General features: G+C 56.6%; 8 protein-coding genes. 4 read left to right on the forward strand and 4 right to left on the reverse strand.

Annotation, left to right across the window (positions count from 1 at the left end; genetic code table 11):
- Positions 1 to 7: 7 nt before the first annotated feature.
- The 3 genes from D8767_RS14415 to D8767_RS29230 form a co-directional block, all read right to left on the reverse strand.
- Positions 8 to 1303, reverse strand: coding sequence for an ATP-binding protein (locus D8767_RS14415; protein ID WP_122048327.1), 1296 nt, complete (start codon positions 1301 to 1303; stop codon positions 8 to 10).
- Positions 1300 to 3720: a TerB N-terminal domain-containing protein gene (locus tag D8767_RS14420; protein ID WP_122048328.1), complete on the reverse strand. Its 2421-nt coding sequence runs from the start codon at positions 3718 to 3720 to the stop codon at positions 1300 to 1302. Before D8767_RS14420 ends, D8767_RS14415 begins: the two co-directional genes overlap by 4 nt.
- 472 nt (positions 3721 to 4192) lie before the next feature.
- The gene (locus D8767_RS29230) at positions 4193 to 4507 is read right to left on the reverse strand and encodes a hypothetical protein (RefSeq protein WP_122048329.1); all 315 of its coding nucleotides are present in this window, start codon (positions 4505 to 4507) and stop codon (positions 4193 to 4195) included.
- 259 nt (positions 4508 to 4766) lie between these two features.
- Between D8767_RS29230 and D8767_RS14430 the strand changes: the two genes are divergently transcribed.
- The 4 genes from D8767_RS14430 to D8767_RS14450 all read left to right on the forward strand — a co-directional run bounded on the left by D8767_RS14430 (position 4767) and on the right by D8767_RS14450 (position 10741).
- Positions 4767 to 6884, forward strand: coding sequence for an ATP-dependent endonuclease (locus tag D8767_RS14430; protein ID WP_232860078.1), 2118 nt, complete (start codon positions 4767 to 4769; stop codon positions 6882 to 6884).
- Complete coding sequence (locus D8767_RS14435) at positions 6881 to 8884, forward strand: UvrD-helicase domain-containing protein (RefSeq protein WP_122048331.1); 2004 nt, start codon at positions 6881 to 6883, stop codon at positions 8882 to 8884. The genes D8767_RS14430 and D8767_RS14435 overlap by 4 nt, the downstream gene beginning before the upstream one ends.
- Before the next feature lie 48 nt (positions 8885 to 8932).
- Positions 8933 to 9172 carry a hypothetical protein gene (locus D8767_RS28935; RefSeq protein ID WP_177412722.1) on the forward strand — a complete coding sequence of 80 codons (240 nt, stop codon included), beginning with the start codon at positions 8933 to 8935 and terminating at the stop codon, positions 9170 to 9172.
- Positions 9173 to 9913: 741 nt separating this feature from the next.
- On the forward strand, positions 9914 to 10741 hold the full coding sequence (locus tag D8767_RS14450) for a hypothetical protein (protein WP_122048333.1): 828 nt from the start codon (positions 9914 to 9916) through the stop codon (positions 10739 to 10741).
- A gap of 121 nt (positions 10742 to 10862) precedes the next feature.
- Here D8767_RS14450 and D8767_RS14455 read toward each other — a convergent pair whose 3' ends face one another.
- Complete coding sequence (locus D8767_RS14455; protein ID WP_122048334.1) at positions 10863 to 11771, reverse strand: LysR family transcriptional regulator; 909 nt, start codon at positions 11769 to 11771, stop codon at positions 10863 to 10865.
- Between the last annotated feature and the right edge of the window lie 14 nt (positions 11772 to 11785).

Raw genomic sequence — 11785 nt, forward strand, 5'->3', positions numbered from 1 at the left:
AGAAGAGTCAGAGCTTGAAGGTGGCGAGCTCATCGTCGGCCTCTACTTCAAGATCCTGTTGCCCAGCCTCATCCTTGGCCAGCTCCACGGCACCCAGCAAAGTTCGCCAATCCGCCGTAGGGTTTTGCTCGATCACCGCGAGCAGGTTGATGAAAGCTGTAATGGTCGTGCGTGGCGTCCGGAAATACGCCTCGCCCAAGCGCTGGTTGCAGTGCGCCATGAAAGCGGGGATTGCTTCGTCCGGCAGCAAGAACTTCTCAGGTTCGCCTAAGGCGTAGACGTTACGCAGCTTCTGTAGCAGCACATAGAAGTCTTCTGGGGTCAGGCTGCTGAGTCGAATGACCGGCCCAGAAAGGTCGACCAGCCCAGACTTCGCAAAGCTGTTTTCCGCGAGGCGCGACTGCAGGGCAAGGTAGCTGTAGAGCCCGCGACGAGTGTCCATCAGAAACTCTGGTGTGCCGCCCAGGACAAAGCCCAGACCTTCAGCGGAGCCCTGCAGAGAATCGTTGAGGATGCGCAGAATCTGTTCGTAGTTGGCGTTACGGGCCTGGGTGTTTGCCAGCTTGTACAGGTTGACCAATTCATCCAGGCAGACCATCAAGCCGCCGAAGCCGGCCAGGCGCACAAACCTGGACAGCAATTTCAACTGGTCGTAGATGGAGGCATCGTCGACGATCGTACGCACACCGAGCGCAGCCCGGGCATCGGTCTTGGTGGAGAATTCTCCGCGCAGCCAACGGATAGCATCAGCTTTGAGCTGCTCATTGCCTTCCTCGAAACCTCGGCAATAGGCAGCAATGACGTCGGCAAAGTCATAGCCGTTGACCATCTCGGTGAGCTCCGCCAGGTACTCACGGATGACCACCTCGCTCTCAACACCTTTGGCCTTGGCTTCCGTTTTAGCCTGTGAGATGAATTTCTCAACGATACCCTGGAGCGCGCCGCCATCGGGTTTGGTGCGCGTGGCCATGTTCTTGGCCAGTTCGGAGTAAAGGGAGCGCGCCTGACCACCCGAAGCATGAAGACGACGGTCAGGATTCAAATCGGCGTGCATGGTGACGAGCTTGCGCTCCATGGCGATGCCGCGCACCAGGTTGAGAAAGAAGGTTTTACCTGCACCGTATTCGCCGACAACGACCCGAAATGCCGAGCCGCCATCCGCGAGACGATCCACATCCTTGAGCAGGGAATCGAGCTCGCCTGCTCGACCTACCTGGATCAGATGCTGCCCCACACGGGGCACAACGCCCGCTCGCAGCGATTGAATGACCGCGTCGCGATCCTTGGCTCGTATCTTACTCATAGGGCTAATTCATCCAGAATTTCGGGGTTGATTTCGATGGGGTCGTCGCCTTCAGTCACGGGCATGTCGAACAGCTCAAACGCTGTGTCGTTGATCCGTTCCAGAGCGCCATCCAACATCAGTTCCATATCACTGGCTGCGTCTTCCAGCTCAGCGCGGCTCCATTCAGTCCTAGAAACCAACAGACGAAGGAACGCGGAATGCTCGACGTCCAAACCATGTACGGTAGCAAGCTGTTCGGCGGTACTGCCTTCCTGTTCTTGGGGGGCTTCTTGTACCGAGGCATTAGGTGTTTCAGTAGGCGATTCTTCATTGAAGACGCTGGCCAGAAGCGCCGACACCTCTGCTGTTTCTTGTTGCAGACGAGCGACCTTGTCCATGTCCAGGGCAAAGCCTGAACCACTGCTTTCTGAAGACGGAGCCATACTGGTCGGCGCGCCAGTCGCAGTCATTGCCTCCACGACCTGGGAAGGGCGAACGGCTGCACTATGGAGGTCGCTGTAGACGAACTGCGGATCGAGAGCGAGCGATTTGTACACGCGCTCAAGCAGCTTCACTTCCTGCGGTGTCACCTCACCATCGGCTTGCGCTAGGTGGGCCAGGAAACTGGCAATTTTTCGTTTGGCCTCAAGGGGTAGCGGCTCAAGTTTCTTCTTGAGGCTTGCCAGCGTGGGCGGCTGCTTCAATTGAATCTGGAGATGCGCCTTCAAGCGTTTGCGATGCGCGACACAGAGGTGATCCCATGAGTCGATGTGGCCTGAGAGCAGATTCACCTCCTCAAGCGAGGTGTCACCGTCTGCCGCAGCAACTGCACTGGCGAGATCTAAGGTCACCGCTGCAGCGCTGTAAGCATCGGTAGAGCGAAGAGTGCCTTCGTCAGAGTCCGCGGCGAACAGCGCGATGGTGTCTTCTGCCTTGGGCGTACGGCTGCCAGAAAGGACATCGGGCTCCAATCCAATTCGCTTGCTTTCCAAGGCCCGGGCAAGTGCGACGACTTTGTCGCGGGAGAGCGCGCCGGCTGATTTGAATCGGCCTGCCAGCTCACCGAAACTCATGCAGATGGTTTCGCCCCCGACGCGTTGCTCCAACTGTTCAAGTTCTGCTTTAGCTTCAGCGGGCCAGAGTTCTGTTGGCAACTGCAGGATAGCTTCCAGGCTATTTTCCGCGTCCGGATTGCGCCCCAGATACCGACTGAACGCGTCGAGTACAGCGGTGCATTCCTCGACAATGACCTGCAGCTTGTTACGCGTTCCTGAGGTTGCCGCAACATCGGGAAGGTCACCCACAGCCACTGCCGGAATACTCAATCCGGCAGACGCAGGTCGGTAGACAATCTTCAGCTTGGTCTTGTTCTGAGGAAGCACAATGCCGTTGGGGTAGCGTTTTGTGAATTCGTTTTTGAAGAGCGCTGCGAATTGCTCAGGACACCGGGTCACAGGTGTGCGCCTGGAGATGTTGGGCTCTGCGAGCGCCCAGGCCAATGCCCAACTCGGATTGAGTGGGTATTTATCCACGGCCATCTGACCCAGCGCGACCCTCAGTGACATTGGCAGCTCATACCCATCTACTGCACTGGCAGCCGGTTCATTCATGTAGCTCTGTAGCTGCACAGAACCTGCGTCGATATGGGCGAGGAAGCGGGAAGCGTAGCCGCGGAATGAATTGTTGTCGCCGTAGAGACCAAGCAGACGCTCAACCTCGGCCTTGATAGCAGGGATTTCTGCCTTGGCCTGAGGATCGCTCGGTGCATCGATCAGCGCGCGGCGTTCAAGCCCATAGAAAAACAGGAACACGTAACCTGCATCGGCTAGCTGGCTGCGACCTCCTGCCAGCCATTGCAGATACGCTCGCCGCGCCTCGGGTGTGATGCTCCGGTAGCTTGGCCAATAGGGCATCTGTCGCTCGGTGAGGTTCATCGGTGAGCGCGCGACTCGAAGCGTGGCATCGATCAGGGAGGGTTCAGATTGGCCGAATTGTGTCGCTCGCTCGGTGATGTAGAGCAGTCCACCGGGGATGGCCAACCCAGCCACGTTGATGGACTCGTTTTCAGCCAGCCAACGAACCCCAATGGGTTTGGCACTTGGCTTTGGGATGGTGTAACTCTGACTGTCGCTGGACGAACCGACCTGGACAGTATGGAAGTCTCGTTCGCGGGTATTGGTGCTGAACTGGACGGTGACAGTGGGGGAAGTTGCTTGTCGAGACGCCGCAGCGATCTCGGGAACAATGTCATCTTCAGGAACGTAGGGCTTCGCCTGGGTGGTGCGTCTGACGGCCCATACCAATACGCCTATGCCCAAGACGACCCCGATGGCAATCCAAACCTGTTTAGGGATCTGTGCCAAGAGGGCAATAACAAAAAACAGGGCGTACAGAGCGATCGGCCCGCCGCCGCTCCCTTTGCGCTTCCGTGGCATATGAGTGTTCCGTACAGTTGGTAATGGCCAAATGACATTCTTACGGATTTTTCGAGGGCGGCCAAGCTGAACAGACGAAGGGAGTGTTTGAAAAATACTGGACTGGGTCGCCAGTAGAGTTGGTCTACGACACTCAGGCGGAACATTCTGCCATCGTGGCTTAGGAAACTACGACGCTGGTCTCCCTACGACACCAACTCTACGGGCACCTTAGGCAAATGAGCTTCTCTGTGCTTCAACGGGGCGGTGGTGGCGCAGAAGGCACCCGTACCGATCAGAGCCTGGGCTGTAGAGCTGTTCATTCAATGCCTTCAGAAGGTGAGAGCGGTCGTCGGCGTGGGGTTCATAACCCTGCTCAGAAAAACGGCTGGCGAAATCGTCCATGGGCAATCACCGCGATGAGGAGCTGATTATCTTAGCTGCCTTAGCCGACCGTCTACTAAGTAAAATCCTGTCGCTCTCTCATGGCCGGCTACGAGGCACTCAACAGTTTTTCAAGCTGCGCATGCTCCCAAGTGCTCAGTAACTCTACAGGGTCAGTGCTGTACGACTGCGACGAATTGAAAACGTACGCGCGGCCATCAGGGCTGTAGCAGCTGTCGCAGTAATCGAGGGCGTCGCAATCGTTATAGAACGTGAGCACCCAACCTTCGGCCTCGACAGTCATCAAACCACAGTAGATCTCAGCCCATGACTGCAGGCCAATGCGCCGTATGATTCGAACCCCTAGGGCGATGTCCCGCAGGATTTGATAGGCCTCACGGACTGTTAGTGTTTTTTCTGCCAAACGAAAAGTACCTGTGCGTATTGGGGCCTTCGGCCTGTTCGCGCCCGGCCTGGGCCGACAGCATGGTAAATGAAACTTGACGTCTTATGCGGGTTACGCCGTCATCAATTTGGGCTGCACTGATACCCGCAACGGCTACACGCCCACGGGGGAATGCCGAATGACCAAACTCCGGTAGGAAACGGCCGATTCGTCTAGCTCCAATGGGCTTTTCATGGCATATAGCTAGCGCATCCAGGGAGGGATGGCGTCGGCCAGGTTGACGCTCGGCAACCCTCTCCCTGCCACTGAATCAGGTGAGGGCAGCGCTGTGTATCTTTCGGCTTTGAAAATCGAAAACTTCCGCCAGTTCGGCCAAGGCGGCCATGCGTTGAACATCCAGTTCAACGAAGGCGTGACTGCCCTCGTAGGTGAAAACGATGCGGGTAAAACCGCGGTCATCGATGCGATTCGCTACGTTCTGCAGACACGTGATGCTGAGTATCTCAGGCTGCAGATCGAGGACTTTCACATCGCCAACGATGGCACCCAGGCGGAAGCCATCACCCTCAGGTGTACGCTGGAAGGACTGAGCCCTGCGGAACTCGGCGCTTTCGCTGAGTACGTGACCTACAAGGGTGGCGTTGGGAGGCTATACGTTCACTGGTCGGCTCGCCGCATCGTTGCCTCTGCCGCCACCCGTAAATGGGTCGATATCTCGGTTCGCTCGGGTGAAAACGGAGAAGGCTTGTCCTTGGATGTGGGTGTACGGCAACTACTGGCCACCGCGTACCTTAAACCGCTGCGCGACGCAGAACGAGAGATGTCCCCGGGCAGAAACTCCCGCCTGTCTCAAGTACTCAGTAGTTTCCCGAATATTGACGCCGGCAGCGCCTTCGATCCCGCGACGCTTCCAGCTGACCTCGCTGACGCTGAAGCCCTCAGTATTGCAGGCATGGGCGACTATCTTCGTCACTTGGTGAACAGCCACGGCGCCATTGTCTCCGCACAGAAGGAAATCAACGACACCTACCTGCGTCCGCTATCGCTTGCTGGCCAGCCACTGACAAGTCGCATCGGTTTTGGGGAAGCGGGAACGGATCCCGCCAAACTCAAGCAGATCCTGGAGCGTTTGGAGCTGGGGCTGCTGGATCACGCAACAGGTGAAGCCCGCGGCGTTTATGGACTGGGCTCAAACAACGTGCTTTTCATGGCCTGTGAGCTACTGCTGCTCGGTAAAGAGCCCGACGGACTTCCGTTGCTCCTCATCGAAGAGCCAGAAGCGCACCTACATCCTCAGCGCCAGCTCCAGTTGATGGAGTTTCTTGAAGCTGCGGCTCAGCCAGCTAAAGGCTTGAGGCCGGTTCAAGTCATATTGACTACGCACAGCCCCAACCTGAGCTCGAAAATTCCGTTGCAGAATCTGGTTCTGATGCAGCGGCAGCAGGCATTCTCCCTTGCAGAAGAGCAAACCTGCCTTGCTCCCGACGACTATCGCTTCCTTAGTCGTTTCCTGGACGTCACCAAAGCGGGTCTGTTCTTCGCCAAGGGGTTACTGGTCGTAGAAGGCGATGCCGAAGCCATTCTGCTGCCGTCGCTCGCTCGGCGACTTGGCAAAGATCTCACCAAGCATGGCGTATCGATCATCAACGTGGGCGGTGTTGGCTTGCGGCGGTACTCGAAAATCCTGCAGCGAAAAGACACCTCCAAGGGCGAGATATCCGTGCCTACCGCCTGCATTACGGACATGGACGTGATGCCGGACTGTGCACCCGAGATCTTGAGCCTAAAGGGAGTAAAAGGGGCTGTATGGCCAGACAAAGCCGATCGGCGCTGGCGCGCGATGAAAGACTTCGGTGCCACACCGCCTGACCTTGAAAAAGGGCTCAAAGAGCACCGCGAGAAGCGAGCAGAAAGTGATGGGCAATGCGTGCGCACGTTCGTTGCGGATCAATGGACGCTTGAGTACGACCTGGCGCTCAAGGGGCTTTCGAAGGAAGTCCACCACGCCGCATACCTCGCCATCAATGAGGAAAAGATCGACGAAGGCAAGGAGACCAAGGTCACGCTGCTGAAGAAGGCGCAGACAGCCTTCGATAAGATCCAGACCACCTATGCAACCGAAGATGCCCGGTGTTCCGCGATCTACAAACTGTTCAAAAGGGCCTCTAAAGCGATCGCAGCCCAGCACCTGATCGATATGCTCGACGAGCGATTTGAAGCCAGTACCCTGGACGCCACGACTCTGCGAGGGCTGCTGCCCACCTATGTTGTCCATGCGATCGAGTACGCAACCGGAGGTGCCGCACTGACCACAACCTCCAGCCCGGCTCACGCTCTCGTGGTGCCGACAGCACTGGCAGGCTCTGCTGATCCGCTGGAAGAGGTCGCCGAATGACGCTTAGCCAACTGGTTGCCCCCATCACTGATGCCGATGTGGACTGGGTCATCAAGCTCATGGGCCTGGAAACGCTGGACGAACCTCGCCGTAATTTCTTGAAATCCATGGATACCATCGATGTAGCGGCTTGCCCGGGGAGCGGCAAGACGACCCTGGTCGTGGCGAAATTGGCCATCCTGGCTCGCCATTGGAAGAGCCGCATGCAGGGTATCTGCGTGCTTTCACACACCAACGCGGCTCGGGAAGAGATCGAGAAACGCCTCGGCGGTACCGAAGTAGGTCAACGGCTGCTTCGCTTCCCTCACTATATCGACACCATCCATGGTTTCACCGGACGATTCTTGGCTTCGCCCTGGTTGCGCTCGAAAGGGATTGCACTGCAGGCCATCGACGATGACCTCACGCATAAGGCACGCCGAAGAAAGCTCACGGATGGCGAGCATTTCGGTGCAAAGACGGCCTTTGAGGTCAAGCACAAAAGCCTCCACAGCTTGCGAGTCCGGTCTGCCGACTTCGATCATCCACTCGGAGAGGAAGATATCGGTTTTGCGCCACACACCGCCACCTACAAGAGTGTGGTGAAATCGCTGAGCGGCGCTGCCAAGGCGGGATATTTCTGCTTCGATGAAGTGTTCGTGCTGGGACACGCGTTACTCGACCAAGAGCCGGCTGTGGGCGGCGCATTGCGTCTGCGCTTCCCGTGCGTGTTGATCGATGAGATGCAGGACACCCAGCCTGACCAGGCGGGCATACTGCAACGGGTCTTTCCCCACGATGATCCAGATGTTCGCGTCATCCGCGTCGGCGACCCCAACCAGGAAATCTTCGAGAAGAAGACACCATTGTCGGATCCGTTCCCTGACCCAAAACGTCAGTTGGAGATCGCCAGCAGTTTCCGCTTTGATCAGGCCATTGCATCGATCGCCAACCCTTTTGCCTATGTTCCGATCACGAATGGCTTGAAAGGGCTACGGGCTGAAGGGGAATCCAGCACCATCCCGAACACGATCATCGTCTTTCCGGACAAGGATGCAACCGGAGTGCTGGACGAATTCGGCAAGCTGGTGCTGAAACATCTACCGGCAGATATCCGCGAAAAGGGGGTGTTCGCCGTCGGGGCCGTGCATCGGCTTGAAAACTTCAAGCCGAAACAGTACCCGAAAGCCTTGGAGCATTACTGGCCATCCTATCGTTCTGACACGACCAAGACATCGTTCAAGCCCCGCACGTTCGCCGAGGGCGCACATATCGCGCGCCGCTATGCGATGAAGGAGCCAACGGCCAACTCGGCCGTTGAGCTGCTGGCCTCGTGCCTGATCAACCTCGGTGAGCTGGCTTTCCCTCGTAGCCTGGTTCAGATGCGAGGTCGGCACCAAGCCGCTGTGCATGAGAAGTTCGCGAACAAGCCCGAAGCCTTTGCTCAGTACCGCGAGTGTCTCCAGCAGATGTTGTTTGTGCCGTCTGAAATCACGCAGCAGGACTGGGTCAAGGTCATCGCACCGAAACTCATGGTACTGGCTGCCGCGCTCTATGATTCTGAGGGTGTGGCAGCTGAACTACTGGGCCGCCAATACCTTGCCTATGAGCCCGCTCCAGTTGCCACCGAAGCCGGAGAGACAGGGGGATCCCTTGTAAACACCTACCGGTTCCAGGATGTCTCCGCCGGCGTCGATATCCGGATGTCATCCATTCATTCGGAAAAGGGCAAGACACACGCAGCGACGATAATCTTGGAGACCTTCCGGAGCAGCCACTTCATCCAGAAACTCATGCCATATCTAGAGGGCAAAAAAGCAGCTGCCAAGAGGCCTCAGGAGACAGCTAAGAAGGACATGATGCTGATGTACGTGGGGATGACCCGTCCTTCGCACATGCTGTGCTTGGCCATTCGCCAGAGTTCATTGGGGGAGGGTGTCGCAGGGGAAAAGCGAAGGGTGGCGCTTGAAAAAGCAGGCTGGTCGATTCTGGAGCTTGCAGCGTCAGCGCCTACCCCTTAGTCGTCCACCGTCACTATGCAGACAGCAAAACCAAATGCTGCGCCATGAATGACCAACAGCAAGGATGCCGCAACAATGAAACCCGAGATGTCTCAGTTTTCCTACGGCTTTGCTTTCACCAACGAGCTGATCACAGCGCCTGGCGTTCATGTTGTGGCTGCCCCCGAGTTTCCTTCACTGCAGAAGGAGGGAAAACCGGGTGGTGGCTACGACGTCAAGATTCCTTTCGGATCGCCACGGTTTGTGCAGTACCTGCCGAAGCAGATCGTCGACAACTCGTTAGGGTGAGATAGGCGTGCTTCCTGATGATGATGAGCACTACGTCTTCAATAGCCACCTTGTGGCCTACCGATGTTCGGATGACCCATCGCAAGTCAAAAACCACATGATGAGTGATCTTCTAGGTACCTCCCGGGATCAACGAGCCACCCGGGATCTGGATGAGGGCGGGATTCGCCAACTTGGTCAGTTGATCGTCGACGCGCTTCGTAAAGCAGAAGCCGGCGTCTCATCGGGCACAAGTCGGTCAATCCAGATGAGGTCGCGCGGGCAATCGATGGCCAGCCTACGCTCCGTACGCTTGCATTTATTTCGCGCACAGTTCTGGATTCCGAACTGCTCATCGTCAGAAATGAGCCAACGGCGAAGCGCATGCTTCGCAAGCGAGGGTAGGTTGGTAATGCGTCGTTTAGGCCCTGGACTCCAGCTGCGGTCTTGAAGGGCTCCCCAATGTTGAGTTCTGGGGGGAGCCTCGTACGCATTCGGCTGGGCAACCCACTGCCTACCCATGTACACCGTGCAGTTGACGCGATGAAACGTTATCACCAGGCTCAGGCAAACGGTGTAACGGGTACTGAGCTGGAGCGCCTGCCACATGAACTGATGAGGCGGCGCACAGCATGTACAGGGTGAACACATTGCCGCTCCAGCCCTGGCAGTTGCGGCAATTTCCATATGATGATGGCGTCTTGAAATCGCGTAAGATCTCGTACCTTGGTCAATGCAAGGTCTCGTTGAGCGAAGGACAGCATGAGAAAAATTACGAAAAAGCAAGTGGTCGGCGCCAGTGCAGCAGTGGTAGTTGTTGTGCTGACGAATAAATACCTGTCTCACGTAGAGGAACAAAATCAGTACGCCTATAACGCTTCCGTAGTTGCGAAGCTACCAGTACTGCCGTTCGAATCCAAGGAGCTTAGCGTTCAGGAAAAAGCTGAGGCGATGGATATCTACGATCCACAAAATCGCATTCTGGTCACTGCTGGTCTGGCGAAAAATTACCAAAGATTTGAATTCGAGAAGGAGTACAAGACTTTCCTGGAGTCTGGACAGGAAAAGCCAAAGGATAAATTTGAAGCCAACCGGCGCTCAACTGAGAATCGTGTGGCTGCAGAGGAGGCTTTCACTCGCTACCAGATGAAGTTCACGAAAGCTCCACCAAAGCTCATGACCGGAAATACATCGATCCGTTTCGGAGACTATGACTTCGATAATCACTCGTTTCTCGTCAGCGAGATCGGTAGAACCAGCGGGCCTTTTCCTGCTGCCATGTTTAGAAACGTTGGCAATCCAGGCTTAGTGCGTGGCCCTGGCACCAGCAGCTTTGAGCGTCTGGCCTCGGCGACAAGGGCCTATAGCGTTTCCAGCCGCACCTGGCGCGTGAGTGAGGACATCGCCAAGGACATAGACACTGAACGCTTCGAGGTCTATGCCAAGAGCTATTTTGAGACTATGTACTCGACCTCGGAGGGAGATGGCTTGATGCTCTACTGCATTCAGATGGATCTGTTCGCCGACCCAGCGATGACGATTCCCTTGGGATCTCAGGGGTGCAATAGCCTTAATGTAACGATGAACTGATTTCCCACAGTCAACGGAGTAGCTCAGACAATCGAGTCGGATGAGGTAGCCGACACAGGAGTACAAATGTACTCCTTACGACATCTTCTTACCAAATCCTCCTGCGCCTGCTTGGGACTGACTACCGCCAGGCTGGGCTTGAAAGATGTTCCGCAAAGAAATCAGAAAGGGCCTGAACTTTTCTCGGCCGTGCACGTGCTGATGGCGTTACGAAATACAGACCGCCTTGCGTCATGCGCCACTCAGGCAGTATGTGCTGTAGACGTCCATCGGCTAAGTAATCGGCAGCGATGAACTCCGGAAGCTCAGCTATCGCAATCCCCGCCAGCAAAGGCTCGACCAATGCATCGGAGTTGGTGACACGTAGCGGGCCGCGCGGTGTTACATCCTGCTCGCCGCCATCACCGTGGGTGAAGCGCCATACCTGACTGCGCGCTCGATAGGCGTAACTCATGCACGCATGAGCAACCAAATCACGCGGATGACTTGGATGGCCATGCCGAGCCAGGTACGACGGTGCTGCTACCAGGTACTGGGTTACTGAACAAATCCGTCGGGCAACCAGTGAGGAATCGGGGAGGGCAGCGATCCGCAATGCGGCATCGAAACCATCTGCTACCAGGTCGACTGTTGAATCCGATAGGTGTAGATCCAGCTCAAGCCCTGGGTACCGCTCCAGCAACTCGGGAAGCAACGGCGCGACCCACCGCAAGCCGAACGACATTGGCACGGCTAAACGCACCAATCCCCGCGGCTGCACAGATAGCTCCTGAGCTTCGCTTTCCATTTCCTCAGCCTGGCGATACAACGCACTCGCTTGATCAACCATACGCTGGCCAAACTCGGTCATAGAGAGTTGGCGTGATGTCCGGTTAAACAAGCGACCGCCAAGGCGCTCCTCTAAGCGTGCAACCGCCCGGGATACAGTAGGCACCGACACGCCCATGGCCCTGGCAGCAGCGGCGTAAGAGCCTTCTTCAGCCACTTTGGCGAACATCGCCAGCCCTTCAAAATCCGGAATTCTTGGCATTTCATATCTGCAAT

Origin of the sequence: Pseudomonas sp. LTGT-11-2Z, assembly GCF_003691445.1 — a bacterium.
Taxonomy (GTDB): domain Bacteria; phylum Pseudomonadota; class Gammaproteobacteria; order Pseudomonadales; family Pseudomonadaceae; genus Aquipseudomonas; species Aquipseudomonas monteilii.